General features: G+C 39.4%; 19 protein-coding genes. 8 read left to right on the top strand and 11 right to left on the bottom strand.

Annotated features, from left to right (window positions below):
- Positions 1-222: 222 nt before the first annotated feature.
- The 10 genes from G6N06_RS02895 to G6N06_RS02850 all read right to left on the bottom strand — a co-directional run bounded on the left by G6N06_RS02895 (position 223) and on the right by G6N06_RS02850 (position 10,605).
- On the bottom strand, positions 223-537 hold the full coding sequence (locus tag G6N06_RS02895; RefSeq protein WP_163514556.1) for a DUF6122 family protein: 315 nt from the start codon (positions 535-537) through the stop codon (positions 223-225).
- Positions 537-1,157: a WbqC family protein gene (locus tag G6N06_RS02890; protein WP_163514555.1), complete on the bottom strand. Its 621-nt coding sequence runs from the start codon at positions 1,155-1,157 to the stop codon at positions 537-539. Before G6N06_RS02890 ends, G6N06_RS02895 begins: the two co-directional genes overlap by 1 nt.
- Positions 1,158-1,198: 41 nt before the next feature.
- Positions 1,199-1,606 (bottom strand): hypothetical protein, encoded by a 408-nt coding sequence (locus G6N06_RS02885; RefSeq protein ID WP_240337954.1) that lies wholly within the window; start codon positions 1,604-1,606, stop codon positions 1,199-1,201.
- A 184-nt stretch (positions 1,607-1,790) separates the two neighbouring features.
- Positions 1,791-3,338 (bottom strand): signal peptidase I, encoded by a 1,548-nt coding sequence (gene lepB / locus G6N06_RS02880; RefSeq protein WP_163514553.1) that lies wholly within the window; start codon positions 3,336-3,338, stop codon positions 1,791-1,793.
- A gap of 109 nt (positions 3,339-3,447) precedes the next feature.
- On the bottom strand, positions 3,448-4,152 hold the full coding sequence (gene dapB, locus G6N06_RS02875; protein WP_163514552.1) for a 4-hydroxy-tetrahydrodipicolinate reductase: 705 nt from the start codon (positions 4,150-4,152) through the stop codon (positions 3,448-3,450).
- Positions 4,153-4,265: 113 nt separating this feature from the next.
- The gene (locus tag G6N06_RS02870; protein WP_240337953.1) at positions 4,266-4,880 is read right to left on the bottom strand and encodes a DUF5683 domain-containing protein; all 615 of its coding nucleotides are present in this window, start codon (positions 4,878-4,880) and stop codon (positions 4,266-4,268) included.
- Positions 4,870-5,769, bottom strand: a complete 900-nt coding sequence (locus G6N06_RS02865) for a ParB/RepB/Spo0J family partition protein (protein WP_163514551.1) — start codon at positions 5,767-5,769, stop codon at positions 4,870-4,872. Before G6N06_RS02865 ends, G6N06_RS02870 begins: the two co-directional genes overlap by 11 nt.
- Complete coding sequence (locus G6N06_RS02860) at positions 5,769-6,533, bottom strand: ParA family protein (RefSeq protein WP_163514550.1); 765 nt, start codon at positions 6,531-6,533, stop codon at positions 5,769-5,771. The genes G6N06_RS02865 and G6N06_RS02860 overlap by 1 nt, the downstream gene beginning before the upstream one ends.
- Before the next feature lie 241 nt (positions 6,534-6,774).
- The gene (locus tag G6N06_RS02855) at positions 6,775-9,597 is read right to left on the bottom strand and encodes a M16 family metallopeptidase (RefSeq protein ID WP_240337952.1); all 2,823 of its coding nucleotides are present in this window, start codon (positions 9,595-9,597) and stop codon (positions 6,775-6,777) included.
- Positions 9,598-9,720: 123 nt separating this feature from the next.
- Positions 9,721-10,605, bottom strand: coding sequence for an SDR family oxidoreductase (locus G6N06_RS02850; RefSeq protein ID WP_163514549.1), 885 nt, complete (start codon positions 10,603-10,605; stop codon positions 9,721-9,723).
- 166 nt (positions 10,606-10,771) lie between these two features.
- On the opposite strand from G6N06_RS02850, the gene G6N06_RS02845 reads away from it, so the two are divergent.
- The 4 genes from G6N06_RS02845 to yidC all read left to right on the top strand — a co-directional run bounded on the left by G6N06_RS02845 (position 10,772) and on the right by yidC (position 17,683).
- On the top strand, positions 10,772-12,496 hold the full coding sequence (locus tag G6N06_RS02845) for a M16 family metallopeptidase (protein ID WP_163514548.1): 1,725 nt from the start codon (positions 10,772-10,774) through the stop codon (positions 12,494-12,496).
- Positions 12,497-12,520: 24 nt separating this feature from the next.
- On the top strand, positions 12,521-13,540 hold the full coding sequence (locus G6N06_RS02840) for a M16 family metallopeptidase (protein WP_163514547.1): 1,020 nt from the start codon (positions 12,521-12,523) through the stop codon (positions 13,538-13,540).
- Positions 13,541-14,038: 498 nt separating this feature from the next.
- Positions 14,039-15,667, top strand: a complete 1,629-nt coding sequence (gene pyrG / locus G6N06_RS02835) for a CTP synthase (protein WP_163514546.1) — start codon at positions 14,039-14,041, stop codon at positions 15,665-15,667.
- Positions 15,668-15,787: 120 nt separating this feature from the next.
- Positions 15,788-17,683: a membrane protein insertase YidC gene (gene yidC / locus G6N06_RS02830; protein ID WP_163514545.1), complete on the top strand. Its 1,896-nt coding sequence runs from the start codon at positions 15,788-15,790 to the stop codon at positions 17,681-17,683.
- 97 nt (positions 17,684-17,780) lie between these two features.
- Here yidC and G6N06_RS02825 read toward each other — a convergent pair whose 3' ends face one another.
- Positions 17,781-18,773 carry a fasciclin domain-containing protein gene (locus tag G6N06_RS02825; protein WP_163514544.1) on the bottom strand — a complete coding sequence of 331 codons (993 nt, stop codon included), beginning with the start codon at positions 18,771-18,773 and terminating at the stop codon, positions 17,781-17,783.
- Positions 18,774-18,839: 66 nt separating this feature from the next.
- On the opposite strand from G6N06_RS02825, the gene G6N06_RS02820 reads away from it, so the two are divergent.
- From G6N06_RS02820 to G6N06_RS02805, 4 genes are all read left to right on the top strand, one after another.
- The gene (locus tag G6N06_RS02820; protein ID WP_163514543.1) at positions 18,840-19,550 is read left to right on the top strand and encodes a toxin-antitoxin system YwqK family antitoxin; all 711 of its coding nucleotides are present in this window, start codon (positions 18,840-18,842) and stop codon (positions 19,548-19,550) included.
- A gap of 314 nt (positions 19,551-19,864) precedes the next feature.
- Complete coding sequence (gene mnmA, locus G6N06_RS02815; RefSeq protein ID WP_163514542.1) at positions 19,865-21,052, top strand: tRNA 2-thiouridine(34) synthase MnmA; 1,188 nt, start codon at positions 19,865-19,867, stop codon at positions 21,050-21,052.
- A 32-nt stretch (positions 21,053-21,084) separates the two neighbouring features.
- Entirely contained in the window at positions 21,085-22,698 is a 1,614-nt protein-coding gene (locus tag G6N06_RS02810; protein ID WP_163514541.1) for a S8 family serine peptidase, read from the top strand.
- On the top strand, positions 22,698-23,642 hold the full coding sequence (locus G6N06_RS02805; protein WP_163514540.1) for an NAD(P)H-dependent flavin oxidoreductase: 945 nt from the start codon (positions 22,698-22,700) through the stop codon (positions 23,640-23,642). Before G6N06_RS02810 ends, G6N06_RS02805 begins: the two co-directional genes overlap by 1 nt.
- Positions 23,643-23,908: the final 266 nt, after the last annotated feature.

Raw genomic sequence — 23,908 nt, 5'->3', positions numbered from 1 at the left:
TAGATATTTCTTTGTACATCCTTGTGATATGGCTTTTTTTTTATTTTCGCAAATCGCAAATCGCAAATCGTATTGTTAGATTTCTCCCGAAGATTTGCTTCGCCAGTTCGCTATCGCTCGGGTCGCAGAGTATCGCAGAAATTATTTAGCTAAAACAATATATTTTTCAACTATTTTTTTACCCTTAAAAAATCTTGAATCTTGAATCTTGAATCTTGAACCTCAAAGCGTCATCATCCAACAATCCGTTGCGTCTGCTATCATATGAATGACCAATCCGATGCCCAAAATCCTTGTTTTTTTAATAAATAGAAATCCAACATAAACAACCATCGCATAATAAGTGTGGAGAGGATGGAAATTGATACTACAGCGTCCAGGGTCGAATAGGGGGGTTGCCAAAAGATGATCCAAGTCGATGAGCATCGTCGCAATCATGATCAAATAAGCGGATTTCCAGTTGGATCTAAAAAAGAGAAAGGCTATTACCAAGGGCAGCCCAAAATGAATTCCGTAATGTATAAAGGATTGCAGCATTATACGGGTAATTGTTGTTTTTCAAGATATAATAAGGCGTTCGGACCTTCGTTGAAAATCAAATCGAGAACGCTCAGATTTGAAATAAATCCGTGTTTGTCATCAAACACCTGCACATACGGTTTCAATGGATGTTCGGTTTCTTTTCTATGATTGGCTAAATATCGGTAATCTTTTTGTTGTGTGGGATTCAGTTCAAATTCAGTTGTCCTTTCAAACTTCAGTTCGTGTTGCAGGCATTCCATAATGGCATCTAAGCATCTAAAGTTAAAATCCATCAAGTTGGTTGCTTCTTCAGTGAAAAGATGTGCCAGATCGTGTTCGTAAAACTCGAAAAACGGAGAACTACTGTAGGCAGATTGAATCGATTTCCAATGCAGATCTTGCCATTTTTCATCATTTGATATGATAATATCCTTGTAGAGCTGTCTATTTTTTTGAGAATAAGTCACTGGAACCGTCAAGGGGATTTTACCTTGTGCACCATAGATGGTCATTCGGTTTCTGTAGGTTTGTTTCTGATAATTATCGCAGACTTCAAAAATCACCTTTTCTGCCTGAATCATGGCAACACATTGTGCAATACTCGGGAAATAGGTAGGGTGAAGTAGAATGTCCATAATCAAACGTTTAATTTAAGATGACTTGGGAATGCGAATTCTTAAGGCCATATTTCTGTAAGATATACAATTCCAACAATCCAACCTAAGTATAGAACAGTATAGGAAAACGAATAGGCTGCTGATGCCCATATATATCCTTTTGTAGTTGCCGATTTATTAAAAACAAATTTTAGAGCTCTAAAGAATACCCAATAGAGCATTGCCAAAATGATGAAAATTGAGATCCAAAAAACGGCTTCCAATAAAATCAAAAGTATAAATATCACAATGGTCATTATTATCCATAACAAAACAGACATTATCAAACCTCCGATTCCATCTCCAGCCTGAATAGTTGGTAATTCTGGTATGGTACCTGATTGCGCGATGATCTCTCCCTTTTTGAAGGTTTTAAATTTTGGAAAATCATCCGATAGACCTATGCCTTTATAAAGCCCGTAGGACATAAATAGGAATAGAACCGCACCAATGATCGACAAGGACAAGTAAAAGTTTGAAGTGATACTCCTGTTATAATTTATTCCTGTGAGGTAAACCGTCAAACTTGTAATGCCTATAACACATAGAGAAATGATGAAGACTGATTTCCCTTTTAGATATTTCCGTGGGAATTTCAACCGTTAACTTCGTTTATTGTTTATTAGCTCTCCTTTTGCGCCAAGCATTAAATCCAAACCAAACACCTAATAATATAAGGAATGGAATAAAGTAAGATACCAATTTTCCATTGCCACCAACGGTGGTGAAAAATCGTTCCCAACGCGGATTTTTAATCCCATCCCAGCTCATCCATACGAGTACAGGTTTTCCTACGACGTGATCAAAAGGCACAAAGCCCCAGACCCTAGAATCTTGAGAGTTGTGACGGTTATCCCCCATCATCCAATAGTAATCCTGTTTAAAGGTGTACTGGTTGGTGACTTGGCCGTCAATACTGATCTGGTTGCCGTTTACAGAGAGTTCACGGCCTTCATACACATCGATAACACGTTTGTACAAAGGAAGGTTTTCAGCAGTTAAAGTGATGGTTTTTCCTTTCTCTGGGATATATAAAGGACCGAAATAATCATTATTCCAATCGTAAGCGGGATGCATTGGAAATATTCCAGAGTCACGATGCCCCAAAGAATCCTTACGGATTTCTATGGATGCAATATTGGGATGGTTTTTTGCCCTCGCTACCGCTTCTTCTGTCGCTGCGGGAATGATCCAAGTCTCATTTTCTTGGTCATAGCCTAAACCATCGGTCATGTCAAAACGCTTCAGGATGTCATAGACCTGTGCATTTGAAGTGATTTGACCTTTAAAGGTGACATTGTATGAAAATTGAATGCGAGCACGATCGTTCAGTATATTTTGCTTGCCATTAATGTACACATAGCCATCTCTTATGGAGAGTGTGTCGCCAGGGATTCCGACGCTACGCTTCACATAATTGGTCTTTTTATCGATGGGTTTATAGTAGAACTTATCGGTGTGTCGCATGTCTAACATGGTATCAACCGGCCAGTTGAAAACAACAATATCATTGCGTTTGATCTTTTGAAAACCAGGAAGCCTTAGGTAAGGCAGTTCAGGTTTTGAAAGATAAGATTTGATATTCAGCACGGGGATGGTATCGTGTACCATTGGTGCGGCTACAGTAGTCATTGGAAGTCTCGCCCCATAATGGAATTTGCTCACAAATAGAAAGTCGCCCACCAACAATGTTTTTTCCAAGGAGGAAGTCGGAATGGTAAATGGCTGGATAAAATAGGTATGGACAATCGTTGCCGCCACAATGGCGAATAAAATAGAGCTGATCCAATCTCCTGCGGCCGACTTTGGATGTAAACTACGGTCTTTGACATGTTCAACATCTGCGATATAATTCAGGTAATAATTGTAAAAGCCTAAAGTAACCAACGCTAAAACCGTATCTGTCGTGGAATTTCTTCCGAAACTCCTAGCGGTTTCCACCCAAACCACAGGAAACATGATCAAATTGACAATGGGTACAAAAAGCAAGATGGTCCACCACCAAGGTCGGTTGATAATTTTCATTAAAACCACAGCATTATATACCGGTACGAAAGCTTCCCAAGCCTGTCGGCCAGCTTTAATGTATAATTTCCATGTACCAAGTCCGTGTATGACCTGTATCACGAAAAAGAAAATAAACCATTCTGTAAATGTCATCTGATCGTAGTTATTAATTTGATAATTAAGGCTTTAATGCTTAGGTTTTAAAGCCCGTTTAACAAATATATTGTAAATGATAAATCGTAATTAAAAAATCGTTAATAAGTTAACCAATGTTTAACACATCTTTCATTGAGAACACACCTTTTTTTCCTGCAATCCATTCTGCGGCAATTACGGCGCCAAGCGCAAAACCTTCGCGGTTATGGGCAGTATGTTTAATTTCTATAGTATCTACTGATGAGCTATAGGTCACTTCATGGGTTCCTGGAACATTGTCAATGCGTTTGGAATTGATATGTAAATCCCGCCCTGATCTTGCGGCATCAAGCGTCCAAGTGCCGTATTTTGAGTTCTTTAGAATTTCTTCTGCCAAAGTAATCGCCGTTCCACTTGGGGCGTCCAGTTTTTGGGTATGATGAATTTCTTCCATGCTGATGTTATATTGCGGAAGATTTGCCATGAGTTTAGATAGCGTTTTGTTCAATTCAAAAAAGATATTCACACCTAAACTAAAATTGGAAGCATAAAGAAAGGTGCCGTTCTTTTCATGGCATAAAGCGACCACTTCATCATAACGTTCCAACCATCCTGTTGTTCCTGAAATGACAGGAACATTGTGGTTGAAACAATTGGTAATATTATCTACAGCAGCATCAGGCGTGCTAAAATCTATGGCGACATCTATGTTTTCGAGAACATAGTTTTCGGTGTCTTTATCAACTTTTAAGGTGATGTCATGATGCCGTTCGAGGGCTATCTGTTCGATGGTTTTTCCCATCTTGCCGTAACCTAAAAGACCTATTTTCATGTGTTTATATTTGTTTTTTTTTAGCGGACACATGCTGTTCGCTATCTGCCTGTCGGACAGGCAGGTTAATCATTTCCTTGGGCGTTAAATTCTTTAGCATGTTCGTTTCATGTTTAAAATTTAAAATTCAAGGTGACTCCCAAATTGGTGGAATTTTCCTGTTCGTTATATTTAAAATGCGGCTTTAATGCCAAATTTTCATCTAAGTTATACTGTAATAAATGCGCATCCACATTGGCGTCAATAATGTTGAGTGCGTAAAGCCCGAAGGTGATCAGCAACGACAGCTCTTTATTACGGCGCAGGGTATTTTGTGCTCTAATAAGTCCCTCATTGGATACTCGTGGCGTTGTGCCATCTCCATAAAATTCGTCATCCGTAAATCCCGCCAACCGTCGTTTGTAGGCATCCCGATAGCGATCGTAGGTTTTGTCGTTGTCCAAATAGAAATAGATGCCTGTGCCAAGTGCTGCATAAACAATGGGTATTTTCCAATACTTTTTGTTGTAGGCTTGTCCCAATCCTGGTAGTACGGCCGAGTAAAATGCCGCCCGGGATGGTGCTAAAATATTCATGGGTTTCTGGACACTACTGTCGACCACAACTTCTTTAGGAATGTCTTTGGAGATGTCTTTCGGAATACTATCAGTAGTAGGAGTTTGCGAAAATCCGGAGAAAGAGGCAAAAAATAATATGAAAAGAGATGTGTAAATCCGATTATTTGGCACTTTGTACAAGTTTTTTGATACGGTTAAAATCTTCTTCAGAATGAAAAGGAATACTTATGGTCCCTTTTCCGTTCTTACTCACTTTAACGTCAATTTTGTGGCCAAAGTATTCTGAAAATTCTTTTACTCCGTTTTTGACAAAGGCAGGTAGCTCTGGTTTTTCAGAAACTTTTGTTTCGCTTTTGCTATGATAGTTCTTTACCAGTGCTTCTGTGTCTCTAACTGATAATTTATCGGACAGGATTTTTTCGTAAATATCGAGTTGTTTGGATTGGTCTTCAATATTGATGATGGCGCGCCCATGTCCCATGGAAATAAATCCATCACGCATTCCCGTTTGAATGATAGGGTCCAGTTTTAATAGACGAAGATAATTTGCGATTGTAGAACGTTTTTTGCCCACACGCTCACTCATTTGTTCTTGGGTCAATTGGATTTCATCAATCAAACGTTGGTAGGACAAGGCAATTTCAATTGGATCTAAATCTTGACGCTGAATATTTTCAACCAAAGCCATTTCCAAGGACTCTTGGTCATTGGCAATTCTTATATATGCGGGAATGGTTGGCAATCCAATAAGTTTGGAAGCCCTAAAACGACGCTCCCCTGAGACCAATTGGTATTTGTTGAAATCAAGCTTTCTAACAGTAATAGGTTGGATGACACCCAATTCCTTGATGGAGGAGGCTAATTCTCTAAGCGTTTCCTCGTTAAAATTGGTTCGTGGTTGAAATGGATTGATTTCAATGACCTCCAATTCCAACTCAACAATATTGCCAATGACTTTATCGGCATTTTTATCCTGAACCGATTTGATATCGTTTGCCGGATCTTTTAAAAGTGCTGATAATCCTCTTCCTAAAGCTTGTTTCTGTGTTGCCTTCGCCATTAATCGTTCTTTTTAATAATTTCTTTTGCTAAACTTAAATAATTAGTAGCACCTTTACTGCTCACATCATAATTGATGATGCTTTCCCCGAAGCTTGGGGCTTCTCCCAAACGTACGTTACGCTGAATGATCGTATCAAAAACCATATCACTAAAATGCTTCTGCACCTCTTCAACAACCTGGTTTGACAAACGAAGTCGCGCATCATACATGGTCAACAACATGCCTTCGATATCTAAATCCTGATTGTGGATGCGCTGTACACTTTTAATGGTATTCAACAATTTGCCCAGTCCTTCCAGCGCAAAATACTCACATTGAATAGGGATGATGACCGAATCGGCAGCTGTAAGTGCGTTCAAAGTCAAAAGTCCCAAGGATGGAGCGCAGTCAATCAAAATATAATCGTACTGGTCTTTCAGATGCTGAATTGCTTTTTTTAACATATACTCACGTTCCTCTTTGTCAACCAGTTCAATTTCAATGGCCACCAAATCGATGTGGGCCGGAATGATATCCACATGTGGTGCATTTGTTGGGATGATGCAGTCTTCTGCCTTAGTGGAGTGTTCAATGAGTTGATAGGAACCAACTTCTACACTGTCAACATCAATGCCCAAGCCAGATGACGCATTGGCCTGCGGATCGGCATCTATCAATAATACTTTTTTCTCTAAAGCGCCCAAGGAAGCAGCTAAATTTACTGATGTGGTTGTTTTACCAACGCCTCCTTTTTGATTGGCTATTGCAATGATTTTACCCATTAAATGATCTGATTTTTGTGTGTGTAAAAATACAATTATTTGTGAGTTTAAAAAATGTTACTTGTTAACAAATGGTTTGGGCTGATAGGATGGCAAGTAAAGGGATTATTGAATGAAAACAGACGTTAGATGAGGTCATTATATGAAATTTCAGTAAGCCTTTTACAAAATTCAATCACCCTTGAACGAACAAAAGCAGCTCCGATTGAAACTGCTTTTGCTAAGACTGATTTTTTTAGGTTTATTTTTCGGGATTTTGGATTCCAATAATATATCCTTGTGTTAGATATTTTTTTGCAACATTATGGAGGTCTTCCTTGGTTAAATTGGCTACGGTAGTTTCAAACGCTAGCATTTTCTTTGCGTCCATACCCTGAAAGTCCGCATTTCTTAGTGTTCTCAACCAAAAACGATTGTCTTTTAAATCTTCTTTGTATTCTAAAAGTTGCGCTTCCTTTATTTTTGCCATGTCCTCATCCGTTGGTCCTTCTTTAACCAATTTGTCAACTTCAGCTAAGGTTGCAGCAGTAAGTTTCTCAACATTTTCTGGTCCACAAGGGAAACTGACGTTAAAACTGTACCACCCATAAGGTATTTTGTTGATATTGCCACGTGCGCCAACACCATAAACGCCACCTTCTTCCTCCCTGAGTTTCTCAATGAGCTTGATGGATAGTACTTCGCCTAAGCTTTTTAGGGCATGGTCCTCTTTTTCATTATATTCTGTTGGGCCATGATAGGTCATGCGTACCATACTTTTGGGATCTTTACCAATTTCTACAATCTTTTCGTGCTGCCCAGTCAATGGTCTAAAATCATCTACTTTATACATTGTTTTCGATTGTGTAGCGGGTAGACTCGCTAAATATTTCTCACTGTATTCCATAAGCTTCTTTTCATCGATGTTACCGACAAAGTAGAAGTGAAAATTGCCCGCGTCGGCAAAACGTTCCTGATATTTTTTGTAGGCCAAGTCGTAATCTGCGTTATCCATATCTTCAGGAGTAGGAAAGCCTATATATCTTGGATTGTCTCCATACATGAATTTGCCCATTTCTACTTGGAAAAAAAATTGCGGACTTGACATCATGTTGGACATAAATGCCTTTTGTTTTTCCTTATATGAATTGTAAGCATCGTTATCCTTGTTCAATGCCGTAAAATATAAATGGGTCAACTGAAACAATTCTTCCAAATCTTTAGGTGATGCATTTCCTGACAAACCTTCATTATAAGCACCAATACTTGGTCTTACATTGACCATCTTACCCGAAAGGATTTTGGACATTTCATTTTTGTCAAAGTTATTTACCCCAGCCTCGCCCAAGCCACCATTGGCAAAACTTGTAGCTTTGTAGTCTTCATCAGAATATAGAGAGGTGCCGCCATAGCTGAAAGCATCAAACAATATTTCATCGTTTTTAAAATCGGTGATTTTGTAGGTCACCGTTGCGCCATTGCTCAAAACCAAAGTGGTGGTTCCTAAAGCTTCATCTTTTTTATAATCTGTAATTTGACCAGCCGGAGGTATATTGGTCATTAATGCAGCGGCCACTTCCTTGTCCTCGTAAGGCGTCAATTTAATATTTTTGATGTTGTCCAAAACGGATTGCACTTCAGCTTCCGTTACTTTGGCAATACCTTCTTTTTCCGGACCTGTCAGAATGATCACTCGGTTATCTTCTTTAATATAATTGGCAATTAACGAATTGACATCGTCCAAAGTAATATTTGGCATGTGTTCTTTTTGGAAGTTGTATTCCCATGCAATACCGGGAACAGGCTTCTGTTCCAAGAAATTGTTTACCAGCTGACCGACAATTTGTGCAGATTCCGTTTTGTCTCTGTCTTTGTATCCCTTTTCCAATCGGGCGAGAATATCCTTTTTAGCGCGTTCCAATTCGCCTTCAAAAAATCCGAACTGTTTGACACGCTCATTTTCTTCCAACAATGTCTTGAGCGCGTTAAGTTGTCCTGTTTCACTGGTCATGGCAAACGATTGATAGGCTTCCTTTGTTCTGGCATAAGTGCCACCATGATAGCTAAATCCAAAAACAAAAGGCGGATTTGGACTGTTTCTCAATTCGTCCAATCGGTTGTTCAGCATCTGTCCGAACAGGGATTCCACCATAGAGTGCTTATAATCAGCAATGGTAAGATCAGGGGTTGCACTGTCATAATCCTTGAACAGCACTTGGACTTGCGAAAAGGAGGCTTCTTTATCGGTTTCGACGGCGATAAAGGTTTCCTTGTGGTTTGGCATGTCATAAATGGCACGCTCTCTCGGGTTTTTTGCAGCAGGGATTTTTCCGAAATGGGATTTTATTTTTTCCTCTAAAGTTTTGACGTCCAAATCGCCAACGGCAATAACGGCCATTAAATCAGGTCTGTACCAATCTTTGTAAAACCGTTTTAGACTTTCATAATTAAAAGTTTCAAGATTTTCTTTAGTACCAATGGGCAATCTATCCGCATATTTAGATCCGTAAAGTAATTTTGGTAAATAATTTTGTCGCATCCGCTCATCCGCACCTTTTCCTAGGCGATATTCTTCCAATACGACTCCGCGTTCATTGTCAATTTCCTCATGCGTCAAGAGTGCATTGTGCGCCCAGTCTTCAATAATCTGAAATCCTTTTTCCAGTTTTTCAGGATCATCACTTGGGATAGGAAGAATGTAAACGGTTTCATCAAAACTTGTGTAAGCGTTTAAATGTGCGCCAAATTTCACACCTATACTTTGCAGATAGTTGACCAATTCATTTTTTTCAAAATTTTTGGTGCCGTTAAAATTCATGTGTTCCATGAAATGTGCTAACCCCAGCTGATCTTCATCTTCTAAAATTGAACCAGCGTTGACTACTAGGCGTAATTCTACTTTGTTTTCGGGTTTCCCATTGTTTTTAATATAATAGGTAAGACCGTTGTCCAGTTTACCCATTTTGACCTCTGGGTTGAAAGGAATTTTTTCGGTAGCCGTGGTTTTGGTAGCAGTTGTCTTTTGCTTGACCGCGTTGATTTGTTGGGCAAAACTCGTGGCGATAGTCATTAAAGAGACTGACATCACAAGGCTTGCAAGTTTGAGGGATTTTAGCATAACATTGAATGGATTAGATTAATTTGTACTTTTCTGAGTTAAATATAACTAAATATTTAGTTCATAGAACCTGAGTTTGTAATAAAATTCTTAATTATTTGATTTTTTAGCTCTAATCATCGCTTCCAACTGTTCCCACATTTCTTCCGGTATTGCTTCCAATAGGTTAAATTGTCCCGCTCCTTTTAGCCATTCGCCGCCATCAATAGTAATCACTTCTCCGTTGACATAGGCAGAAAAATCAGAGACTAAGTAGGCAGCGAGATTCGCCAATTCCTGATGCTCACCCACCCGATTTAGGGGCACTTTTTTAGCCATGTCAAACTTGTCTTTTAAATCGCCTGGCAAGAGTCGGTCCCAAGCCCCTTTTGTAGGAAATGGCCCAGGAGCAATCGCGTTAAAGCGCATCCCGTATTTGGCCCATTCCACAGCAAGACTGCGGGTCATGGCCAACACGCCAGCTTTGGCTGTAGCACTTGGTACCACATAAGCGGAGCCTGTCCAGGCGTAAGTAGTGACAATATTGAGGACGGAAGTATTGGTTTGCTTCGTGTCAATCCAATGTTTTCCAAATGCCAAGGTGCAATTTTTGGTGCCTTTCAATACAATATCTATAATGGTATCAAATGCATTGGCGGACAGACGCTCAGTAGGAGAGATAAAGTTTCCTGCTGCATTATTTAACAATACATCCACTTTTCCAAATTTTTTGACTGCGTCTTTCAGCATGGCTTCTACCTCGTCATAATTGCGGACGTCGCATTGCAAGGGCAGACAGGTACCGTTGGTTTCTTTTTCAAGTTCCTCAGCAGTATTTTTTAATTTATCAAGATTGCGCGAGGTAATCGCAACATTGGCGCCCAATTCTAAAAAATATTTGGACATGGCTTTGCCCAATCCGCTACCACCACCGGTAACAACTATTGTTTTTCCTTTTAAAGCATCATCTCTGAGCATTTTTTGTGTATAGATCATTTTCTTTTTTTTTTATTTCGTGAATTTAAAAATACGGATAATATATTATGAATTCCCTTCTAAAAAGTCAAATTATTCTTAAAGCGTAGATGCTACTGATATGACGATTGGAAAGTTTTATAGGAATTTTTTTATACCTTTAAAGTGAATCAATTATCCATTAACTATGAGAAATCACACCCAATTATTCAGAATTGCATTTGCAATGCTCCTGTGCCTTTCATTATCCCTCACTTCGGAAGCACAAATTAAAAAAGTGGCGAGTGTTGAAGGAATTACGGAATACAGATTGGACAATGGTCTAAAAGTCCTAATGTTTCCTGACAATTCCGCACAAACTATTACCGTCAACATTACCTATATGGTGGGCTCCCGTCACGAAGGATATGGAGAAAAAGGCATGGCCCATTTGTTGGAACATATGGTGTTTAAAGGTACACCTAACCATCCCAATATTCCAGAAGAGTTATCCGCTCGCGGTGCTAGACCAAACGGCACAACTTGGTATGACCGAACCAATTATTTTGAAACGTTTAATGCCACCGATGAGAATTTAGATTGGGCCTTAGATTTGGAATCTGACCGAATGGTGAATTCCTATATCGCAAAAGAAGATTTGGAGTCGGAGTTTTCAGTGGTTCGGAATGAGTTTGAAAGCGGTGAAAACTCGCCGTCAAGAGTGTTGATGCAAGGCGTTGCCAGTGCAGCTTACTTATGGCACAACTACGGACAATCTACCATTGGCAACAAGTCGGATATTGAGCGTGTGCCCATTGAGAACTTACAGGCTTTTTACAAAAAATACTACCGACCTGATAATGCTATCTTAATGATTACCGGAAAATTTGATACCGAGAAAACCTTGGCATTAGTTGAAAAGAAATTTGGACCAATTAAAAACCCAGAAGTTGAATTGAAAGATATTCCAACCATTGAGCCAGCTCAAGACGGCGAAAAACGGGTGACCTTAAATCGTGTGGGGGACTTACAAATAGTGTCGGCACTTTACCATGTGCCTGCTGGGTCCCATGAAGATGCCGCAGCATTGGCTATCGCGGAGCAGGTTTTGACTGATGAGCCTTCTGGCCGATTGTATAAAGCCTTAGTTGATACTCAAAAATCATCTGGGATCTGGTCTTTTACGCCATTTACAAAAGAGCCATCCTTTTTATATATGAATGTTGATGTGCCTTCAGATAAGTCTTTGGCTGAAGCTGAAACAATCTTCTTGACGACCTTGGATAATTTGGCCAATAATCCGATTACGGAGGCCGAACTGAATCGTGCGAAGGCGAATATGTTAAAGCGGATGGATCAAATTTTTAGAAACTCCTCTTATTTGGGTACTTATATGAGTGAGTTCATTGGTGCAGGCGATTGGAGATTGGCATTCATTTTTAGAGATCGTATTGATGAAATGACGGTCGATAAAGTCAACGAAGCCATTAAAAAATACTTTATTCCGACCAATAGAACGGTTGGCAACTTTATCCCAACAAAAGACCCAATACGGGTAGGTATTCCACACACCGAAAATGTGGAAGCCTTAGTTGCCAATTATAAAGGTAGAGAAGCATTGGATGCGGGCGAAGCCTTTGACGTTTCCTATGAAAATATTCAAAACACGTTGCAATTAGGTACCCTGCCAAATACCAACATTGAATATGGTCTCATTAAGAAAGATAATCGTGGCAAAACAGTCAATCTCACCTTCACTTTACGCACTGGGAATGTGGATCAGTTGATGAACAAGGGACTTGCTGCAAGATATACAGCGAGAATGTTGAACAAGGGCACCAAGACAAAATCCAGACAAGATATTGAGGATAAGTTGAGTGCTTTAAAATCTTCCGTATATTTTAATGGTTCCAACGGCCGTGTTACTGCATAGGTCAATAGTACGGAAGAAAACCTCATGGAAACCTTGGCTTTGATGACCGATATGTTGAAGAATCCCATATTTGATGCTACGGAGCTGGAGAAGCTGAAAACCCAGGATTTGGCCAGTCTTGAAGAAAGCAAATCGGAGCCACAATCGGTAGTGTCCAGACGAATAGGTTTGTTGAATAACCGTTATGAAAAGGGGCATCCTTTATATAGGATGACCTTGGATGAAGAAATAGCCGCTATAAATGCAGTGAATGTGGCCGATTTAAAGTCGTATTACAATGATTTTTACGGGGTCAACAATAGCACATCTTTAGTGGCTATTGGCAATATGGACGAAGAAGCGCTGAAGACGTATTTTGACAAAGCTTACGCCGATTTCAAATCGGATAAACCTTATACAGAAATCAGTGACAAGTTTCAAAACAACAGACCTGCCAATGAAAAGATCCTTACTCCAGACAAGAAAAACGCGTTTACATTGGGCATTTTATCTTTTGAAGGGAGTGAATATGACGATGATTATGCGGCACTGCAAGTAGCAGGCGAAATATTTGGTGGTGGTTTCCTGAATTCTCGTATTGCAGGTCGTCTACGTCAAAAAGATGGTGTGAGTTATGGCGCAGGTGGGAATGTTGGTGTGGACAGTAATAAAGATGACAAAAATTCGTCCATGTATATTTATGCCATTTATGCTCCTGAAAATGCCGCAAAAGTACAGCAAGGTTTTAAAGAGGAAATTGCACGCTATATTGCCGAAGGCATTACCGAAGAAGAGCTTAAAAACGCAGTGAGCGGTTGGGTGCAGGAACAAAATGTATCCCGAGCCAAGGATAATGAATTAGCAGGAGTCATCAACACCAATTTATATTTGGACAGAGATATGACGTTTCAAAAAAATGTTGAAGACCGAGTCAAAAAGTTAACCGTTCAAGATGTCAATAAGGTCATTAAGAAGTACTTTAAGGATTATGAAAACTGGACGGTCGTGAATGGTGGCGATTTTGATAATTTTGAAATTAACCAAGCCGATAAAAAAGTAGATTAATAAAAATTGTAATAAAAAGAATCACCTGCTTCAACCATTTTGTGTTTGGAGCAGGTTTTTTTAGTGAAACCCAAAACTCAAAAGCGGAGCGCATTGGGTTTTGCTGGTTGAACTAATCCCGCATTTGGGCGGGATCCGAAACCCCTGTCTGCCGTCAGGCAGACAAAACCCAAAAGCACAGTGCATTGGCTTTAGCTGATTGTATCAATGTGGCGATCCTCTTTCAGGTTTCAGGATTAGAGAAATGTGAGCTTTAACGTGATAGCCTCTTATCTCGGTACCTACATTGGAACGGAAAAAAAATTATCATTCAGTAGCTTGAGAGACAGTCTTGAACATATTTATTACTATTCTTTAGAGCCTAAGCTCCTACAAATGCTTGCTTATGAGTGTTTTGTGAAGTAGAATAAACACAAGTCGGTTCATATAAATAACTAAAATTAGATGCTCTAATAACTATTTAAATTTTGTAAATTTGCCTGCGTTTAACAGCGCAACATGACAACTACTACAAAATACATATTCGTCACAGGAGGTGTAACGTCTTCTTTAGGGAAAGGCATTATTGCGGCTTCTTTGGCAAAATTACTTCAGGCTCAAGGCTATAGAACCACAATCCAAAAACTGGATCCTTATATTAATGTCGATCCAGGAACAATGAATCCCTATGAACATGGGGAATGCTACGTTACCGATGATGGTGCGGAAACCGATTTGGATTTGGGACACTATGAGCGTTTTTTGAATGTGCCTACCAGTCAGTCCAATAACGTCACCACAGGACGTATCTATCAAAGTGTTATCGACAAGGAGCGTCGTGGCGAATTTTTGGGTAAAACCGTTCAGGTTATTCCACATATTACCGATGAAATCAAAAGCAGAGTCCAACTTCTTGGTAAATCAGGCGATTATGATATTGTCATTACAGAAATAGGAGGGACCGTGGGGGATATTGAGTCCTTACCTTATATTGAAGCAGTACGTCAATTGAAATGGGATTTGGGAGAGCACAATGCTATCGTTATCCATTTAACATTGGTGCCATATCTGTCGGCTGCAGGCGAATTGAAAACAAAACCGACCCAACACAGTGTCAAAACCTTAATGGAAAGTGGGGTCATGGCAGATATCTTGGTGTGCCGTACCGAGCATGAATTGCCAATGGAGCTACGTCGTAAGTTGGCATTGTTTTGTAATGTTCGTGAAGAAGCAGTCATTCAATCTATTGATGCTTCAACGATATATGACGTACCCAACTTAATGTTGGAACAAGGATTGGATAAGGTGGTGCTTAAAAAACTGGATCTTCAAAGTGATGCACCAGATTTGACCCAATGGAATCAATTTTTAAAACGATTGAAAAACCCCAAAAGTGAAGTAACCATTGGTTTGATCGGGAAGTATGTAGAGCTCCAGGATTCTTACAAATCGATTTTAGAGTCATTTATTCATGCGGGTGCTGAAAATGAAGTAAAAGTTAATGTACAACCAATTCATTCTGAGTACTTGACAGTAGATAATGCTGCAAAGGAACTCGCACATTTGGATGGGGTTTTAGTGGCCCCTGGATTTGGTGAACGCGGTGTGGACGGAAAAATTGAAGCCGTGAAGTTTGTCAGAGAAAATAATATCCCATTTCTGGGCATTTGTTTGGGCATGCAAATGGCAGTTATAGAATATGCCCGTAATGTTTTAGGCCTAAAAAACGCCAATTCTACTGAAATGAATCCACATACTTCTGATCCTGTGATCGATTTAATGGAATCGCAAAAAGAGGTCACCGAAAAAGGAGGAACTATGCGACTTGGCGCTTGGGCCTGTCATTTGGAAAAGGGAAGTATTGCCCATGACGTTTACCAAACAACAGAAATTTTTGAACGTCACCGTCACCGTTACGAGTTTAATAATGCCTATAAAAAGCAAATAGAAGATGCTGGAATGAAGGCGACAGGTCTCAACCCTGACACGGGATTGGTTGAAATTGTTGAAATCCCGTCGCACAATTGGTTTGTGGGCGTTCAATATCACCCTGAATATAAAAGTACTGTGGCCAATCCACATCCGTTGTTTGTGGCCTTTGTTAAGGCAGCAGTCAAATTTAAAAAGGCTAAAACTGTGTCAGTATGACATTAAATTAGATTTGGACGCATTTTTGTGTTATCCAATCTTATCAAAAACAGAATTAATTACCAACTTAAAAAGGACCTTGAAAGTTATAAATACGTTTTCGGTCTGAAAATCACGTAAATGGAAGAAAAAAAATTTGATCTCAATTCTATTATAGGATTCGTTCTTATTTTCGGAATATTATTGTTCATGCTTTGGCAGAACCAGCCAACTCCTGAAGAAGTTGCAGCACAAGAACGAGCTAAGCAAGCCAAAATTGAGGCGGAGAAAAAAGCAACAGTTAAAAAAGACACCTTTGTTTCCACGGCTGAAGATTATACCAACCCATCAGCATTAGACTCTACAAAACTTGAAGCTTTAAAGAATAGGTTGGGTGCTTTTGCCTATGCTTCTACCTTGCCATCGGCTACGGACCAAGAAACTTTGGTGGAAACTGACTTGTTGGAATTGAAATTCAGTAATAAGGGAGGTTATTTGTCGGAAGTAAGACTTAAAGAGTTTGTGTCACATGATTCAATGCCGATTTATCTTATTAAAGATAACAATGCGCTTTTCAATATTTCTTTCTCTACAACAGATAATAGAAATCTAAATACCAAAGATCTTTACTTTGAGCCGACTGTTACTAAGAGTGGTGAAAACACTGTGGTATCCATGAAGCTTAAAGTTTCGGAAAGCAAGTTCTTGGAATATCGCTATGAGCTTAAACCTGATGATTATATGTTTGCTTTCAATGTACGATCTCAAGGTTTAAACGATGTCATCGATAGTTCACAGGAAGTTAATCTCGATTGGAACATTAAGACCTACAGATATGCCAAAAGCATCTCTTATGAAAACAGATATACTGAGCTTATTTTTGAATATGAAGGAGGTAAGGATGATTATTTAGGTCAGGGCGAATCAACAGATGATACTGCCAAAGACGTGACTTGGATTGCCAACAAACAGCATTTTTTCACTTCCATTCTTTTGGCCGATCAGCCGTTTAAAACAGGATATTTTACTTCAAGAAATTTGGTGAAGGATGAAGATATTGATACCGTTTTTACAAAAGCGTTCAGTTCTAAATTGCCACTGGTACTTGAAGGTGGTGAAATCAATAAGAGCATGGATCTGTATTATGGTCCAAGTGATTATAAAATACTGAATTCTTATAAAAGGAATTTAGATGAAGTTCTGCCATTGGGTTGGGGTATTTTTGGATGGATCAACCGTTACCTGTTCATTCCGTTATTCGCCTTTTTAGGCTCTCATATGCCTTATGGAATTGCCATTGTTGTGATGACCATATTAATCAAATTGTGTTTGTCATTTGTACAATACAAGCAATTCCTGTCTCAGGCCAAGCTTAAGATAATCAAGCCGGAATTGGATGCTATCCGTGAAAAGTATAAAGATAATAAGCTTAAAATCCAACAAGAAACCATGGCCTTACAGTCTAAGGCAGGCGCAAGTCCGTTGAGTGGTTGTTTGCCGGCATTGATTCAATTGCCTGTGTTTTATGCCTTGTTCCAGTTTTTCCCATCAGCCTTCGATATCCGTCAGAAGAGCTTCCTTTGGGCAGATGATTTATCATCTTACGATACTATTGCAGATTTACCTTTCAAGATTCCGTTTTATGGAGATCACGTGAGTTTGTTCCCGATTTTGGCGTCCATTGCTATTTTCTTTTATATGAAAATGACTACAGGACAACAAATGTCATCACAACCAACCCAGGAAGGGATGCCAGATATGGCTAAAATGATGAAGTATATGATTTACTTCTCGCCAATTATGATGTTGTTCTTCTTTAATAACTATGCGTCCGGATTGAGTTTGTATTATTTCATATCGAATTTAATTAGTATTGGAATCATGTTGGTTATCAAGAACTTTATTTTGGATGAAGAAAAAATCCATGCACAAATTCAGGTGAATAAAGCAAAACCTAAAAAAGAAAGTAAGTTCCAGAAGAAGATGAAAGAAATGATGGAACAGGCTGAAGAACAGAAAAGACAAGGAAAGCGTTAAAAAGTTTTTCCATTTCAAATAAAAAATGCCTCTGAAATTTTTAGAGGCATTTTTGCTATTAATCGACAAAATTATTGTGGATTAATTAAAGTTGAAACTACTGTCCCATTTCTGGTAATACCACTTTGTCAATGGCGTGAACTATACCGTTTACAGCTTGGATGTCTACCAATGCTGGAATGATGTTGCTTACTCTTCCGTTTGGATCAGTGATTGTGAGGTTTGAAGCGTTTATGGTCACGTCTCCACCTAAAGTTGTTACAGTACCAGTAGGAATCGCATCTGAAGTGACATTTCCACTCACGACGTGAAATTTTAAAATGGCTTCAACCGTCGCAGGATCTACATCATCTAAAGTTGTACCTCCTGTTGGATCAAGTTCGTTTAACAATGAGGCAAAAGCATCGTTGGTTGGCGCAAACACGGTAAATGGCCCATTTGCAGATAGGGTAGGAATCAAGTTTGGGGAAGGGTCTTGGGAATCGGCAGATTGCAATGCGGCCACTAAACTTGATAAAGCTGGGTTTGCCAAGGCAAAATCTACAACTGTTGGTAATCCAATAACAGCGTCCACCACATGAATTGTTCCGTTAGTGGCAGAAATATCGGCAGCGGCCACTTTTGATACGCCGTTAAATTTCACACCATCTGAGGTGTTGAAGTACAAACTTAGATTCTTATCTCCTGGACCAGTTGCATTTGTATTTGCATAACCTGATCCGGCATTAACTAAATCTGTAGATTTCACATTTCCTGCAATAACATGGTTTAATAAAATTTCTGAAAGCACATCCGTTGGGACATCGCTTAATTTTGCAAATCCATTATCCGTTAGAAACTTTTGGAATGCTGCATTGGTTGGTGCCAATACAGTGAAGGGACCTTGTCCATTCAAAACACTTACCAGATTTCCATCGGCAGCTTTGAGCGCAGCGACTAAATTGCTGAGATCTGATGTGGCCACCGCAGTTTCTACAATGTTCATGGGTTGAGGTTCAGTGTTGTTGTCATCATCATTACTACAGGATTGGAGACCAACAACCAGTAAAAACAATGGTAGAATTTTGAGAGTTTTTGAAATAATCTTCATTTTTTTGAGTTTATTTGTTCGAAATGGAAACTAACCTCATGTTAGTTTGTTTAACAAAAATATAAAATGATTAAACAAAATATCTTTTTTGTGTTGTTTTTAACAGTATTTTTAACAAAGTCTAATGCGCAGAATGCTATAAACCAATTGGATAAGGACGGTGAACGCCATGGGTTTTGGAAAGTAAATTTTGATCAGACGGATCAACCTAGGTATGAAGGCAGCTTTGAACATGGTAAGGAAATAGGAATGTTTAAATTTTATAAGTTGGTCAACAATAAAAGTGTCTTGAGCGCCACTCGTGAATTTGACCCTAACAGCGATAATATTCTTGTAAAATTCTATTCTTCAAAGGGCAAGCTAATAAGTGAAGGACATATGACCAACAAACTCTTTGTTGGAAAATGGGTGTACTACCACAATAAAACGAATGGTATCATGACCGTGGAACATTATAATGATAAAGGTCAGCTCGAGGGTGAAAAGGTAGTCTATTATCCAAATGGTCAAATAGCGGAACAATCTCATTATGTCAATGGCAAGTTGGATGGGATTTCTAAAGTGTTTTCAGAAAGAGGGGTGCTCATCAAGGAGTTTACTTATGAAAATGACGTCCTCAACGGTTTGTCCAAATATTATGATGCAGACGGAAAGATGTTAGCCGAAGGCGCTTATAGAAATGACCAAAAGCATGGGATTTGGAAGTTTTATGAGAAAGGTGTCCTAACCGAAGAAAAGGACTTTACGGTTTATAGCAAGAATCCAGGGAAAGAATAAGGTTCAGTTGGCAGTCGGCAGTTATCAGTTGGCGGCTTGCCGTACCGAAAGGCCACTTTCGGGGCGGGTTGGCAGTATTCAGTATTCAGAGTGCAGTGTTCAGGATGCCGGTATCGATTTAGTACATTCGGGAGCTTAAGTATTTAGTTTTCAGTGTCTCCTTGAAACTCAATTTTTCTCATTGAATCTCTGTGAAATAACCCATGAACCCTGGTCACCCGTCATCAGTCACCCATCAAAATTTCAACTTCATCTTCAGCTTCAATTTCACCTTGGCATTACGTTATGTGCGAGAAACTTCGTAATTTTGCAAAATGAAAAGAGTAATCGTAGGACTATCAGGAGGTGTTGATTCAAGTGTTGCTGCTTATTTATTAAAAGAGCAAGGCTATGAGGTCATTGGCTTGTTTATGAAAAACTGGCATGATGATTCTGTGACTATTTCTGATGAATGTCCGTGGTTGGATGATAGTAATGATGCCATGTTAGTGGCCGATAAGCTGGGAATTCCGTTTCAAACGGTCGATTTGAGCGAGCAGTATAAAGAACGAATCGTCGATTATATGTTTGACGAATACCAAAAAGGTAGGACACCAAATCCGGATGTGCTCTGCAATCGGGAAATCAAGTTTGACGTGTTTATGAAAATTGCCCTCGATTTGGGTGCTGATTATGTAGCTACCGGCCATTATTGCCGTAAAGGCATTCTTCAAAAAGATGGAAAGGATGTTTATCAATTGCTTGCCGGGGTCGATCCAAATAAAGATCAGTCTTATTTTTTGTGTCAATTATCACAAGATCAATTAGCTAAGGCATTATTCCCAATTGGCGAATTGACCAAGCCTGAAGTACGCAAAATTGCGGCACAACAAAATTTGATTACCGCAGATAAAAAAGACTCCCAAGGCCTTTGTTTTATTGGAAAAGTTAGACTTCCAGAGTTTTTACAGCAAAAACTACAGCCTAAAGAAGGTGTGATCGTCGAAATTCCTTCACAACAGGATATCTATCTTCAAACAGAACCTGAGTTCTCTTCCGAAGAAGATCAACTCGCCTATATGTCCCGAAAAATAGAATACCATATCACAGATGGTAAAGTGGTTGGCAAACATCAGGGGGCGCATTACTTTACAAAAGGTCAGCGCAAAGGGCTTGCCGTGGGCGGCACTGTTGAACCTCTTTTTGTGATTGAGACTGACGTTGAAGAAAATGTCATTTATACGGGTCAGGGAAAAGGACATCCAGGATTGCTTAAAAAAGCCTTGTTTGTCTCTAATGATGAGGTGCATTGGATTCGTGAAGACTTAAAGTTGACGTTGGATCAAACTATGGAAGTCAAAGCGCGGATCAGATATCGTCAACCACTTCAAAATGCGACATTGCATCAGGTGGATAGTGGACTCTACGTGGTTTTTGAAGAATTTCAGTCGGCTATTACGGAAGGCCAATTTGTGGCATGGTACCTCAATGATGAATTAGTAGGTTCGGGAGTAATTTCTTAAATTGCAGTAATAATTGTGTTGAATTATTGCTGATGAAAGTTAACATTTTCCTGTTTTTCTTTGTGTGCTTCTCTAATGTGGTCTTTGCACAACAGGATGCATGGGTGTTTTTTACAGATAAGGAAAATGTGGAAGCTTCCATTCAAAATCCCATCACTATTCTTTCACAACAAGCCATCGCAAGAAAAAACGCTCATCAAATTCCTATTGATGCCAGAGATGTGCCTGTCAATGAATCTTATATTTCTCTTCTAAAATCAGCTAATGGCATCAGTGTTTTGGCAAAATCAAAATGGATGAATGCTGTTCACGTCAGAGGTGAAGTTTCGGATATTACTGCTCTTTTTGATTTGGAATTTGTGAGTAAAATTCAGTTTGCGGATAAAAACGTGGCCAGTTTATCTCGACCAACCATTCAGCATGACAAGTTTGCAATTGAGATGGGTTTGGAAGACTTTAATTATGGAAGTGCTGAAAACCAAGTGGACATGATTCATGTGGATGCGCTTCATTTGGAGAACTATACTGGAGAGGGCGTTGTGATAGCCGTGATTGATGCTGGTTTTCCCAATGTCAATACCATGACATCGTTCAATAGATTAAGAGCTAACAACCGATTGTTGGGTGGTTATGATTTTGTGAACAGAACATCAGCCATTTATGACTACACTGGCAGTTCGCACGGCACCAAAGTGTTGAGCACCATGGCTGGATATATTGAAAATGAATTTGTTGGTACTGCTCCTGATGCTTCCTATTATTTATTTCGAACCGAGGAGGCAAGCTTCGAAAATCCTGTTGAGGAAAGTTATTGGGTAGAAGCAGCAGAGCGTGCCGATAGTTTGGGCGTTCATATTATCAATTCCTCCTTAGGTTACAACACATTTGATAATGCCAATTATAACTATCAGCCATCAGATATGAATGGTACGACCACATTCATTAGTAGAGGCGCCAATATTGCTTCCGAAAAGGGCATCTTGGTAGTAAATTCGGCCGGAAATTCAGGAAATAATTCATGGGGCATTGTCACGGCTCCAGCAGATGCTTCAGGCGTTTTAACCGTTGGTGCGGTAAATGCAAGCGGACTTTATGCGGCATTCAGTTCAAGAGGAAATAGTTTTCAAAACACCCAAAAACCAGATGTGGTGGCACAAGGCTTAGGATCTGTAGTTATTGATGAAACAGATGTTGTTGTCAGTAATAATGGCACGTCTTTTAGTTCGCCCATTTTGGCCGGAGGCATTGCCTGTTTGTGGCAAGCCCTACCCAAGGCTAATGCTGAGCAGATCAAGCAATATATCAGATTGTCAGCCTCCCAATATACCACACCTGATTATTTTTTAGGCTATGGAATCCCGAACTTGCAATTGGCACTTTCTCTCGGACTTTCAATAGTGGAAAGCGATGTCCAAGCATATAGGGTATATCCAAATCCTGTTATGCAACGGCTTTATATTCAATTGCCTACAAGTCATGAAGAAAGAATCTTAAGAATTTATGATGCTCGAGGTAAACTTATCGATGAACAGGTTTATTCCAATACCCATTCCAATTTGGAGGTATCGCACTTAGCTTCAGGATTATACATACTTCATGTCATTTCAAATGGTGAATCACTCAATTTTAAATTCATAAAATCTTAATGTCAAATAAAATTACAGAACTTTTCAAAATTAAATACCCAATCATTCAGGCTGGAATGATTTGGAACAGCGGATGGCGCCTGGCTTCGGCTTCGAGTAATTCAGGAATTCTTGGTCTGATTGGTGCGGGTTCCATGTATCCGGATGTATTGCGGGAACATATTCAAAAATGTAAAAAGGCTACGGATCAGCCTTTTGGAGTCAATGTGCCCATGCTTTATCCGAATATTGAAGAGATCATGAACATTATTGTGGAAGAAGAGGTAAAAATTGTATTTACATCTGCAGGCAACCCTAAAACTTGGACCACATGGTTAAAGGATCATGGTGTCACTGTGGTTCATGTGGTCAGTAGTGTGAAATTTGCATTGAAAGCTCAAGAAGCTGGTGTTGATGCCGTTGTTGCCGAAGGTTTTGAAGCCGGAGGTCATAATGGAAGAGAAGAAACGACCACCTTAACCTTAATCCCAATGGTTAGGGAAGCCTTGGACATTCCGCTTATCGCGGCAGGAGGTATCGCCACGGGACAGGGCATGTTGGCTGTTATGGTCTTAGGTGCTGATGGGGTTCAGGTAGGCAGCCGGTTTGTAGCCAGTGAAGAAAGTTCTGCCCATCAGGCATTTAAGGAGGTGGTGATTAACTCCCAAGAAGGTGACACACACTTGACCTTAAAGGAGTTGGCACCTGTTCGATTGATCAAAAATAAGTTCTATAATGACATTGTCGAACTGTACAAAACTTCTCCAACGGTTGATGAACTCAAGAATTTACTCGGTAGGGCAAGAGCGAAGCGCGGCATGTTTGAAGGCGATTTGGAAGAAGGCGAATTGGAAATTGGGCAAATATCAGGGTTGATCCACGATATTAAACCAGTTGCGAAAATTGTTGAAGATATGGTTGCAGAATATGAAATGGCAAAACAAAACGTGAACCTGTTATTTTAAATAGTTCAATTGGTATTTCGGAATACTTATCGTTCCTAATAAACTCATCACGGGCTTCACGAAAATAGTATCCATAATTCATAGCCAATGTATCCAAACTTTATTATAAACGAAAAGGGGAAAAATTCCCCTTTTTCGATTTGAAACGTTTTAACAATAAAATTTTTAAATCCCTCTAAAATAATAGCTAAAACTTTCGATATTATACGTTGACTGTCATCCAAAAATATGAATAGGACAAACCATCATATAATTTATGTAAAAAT

Origin of the sequence: Gelidibacter japonicus (assembly GCF_010725055.1) — a bacterium.
Lineage (GTDB): Bacteria > Bacteroidota > Bacteroidia > Flavobacteriales > Flavobacteriaceae > Gelidibacter > Gelidibacter japonicus.
This window is presented reverse-complemented; position numbering and strand designations above follow the sequence as displayed.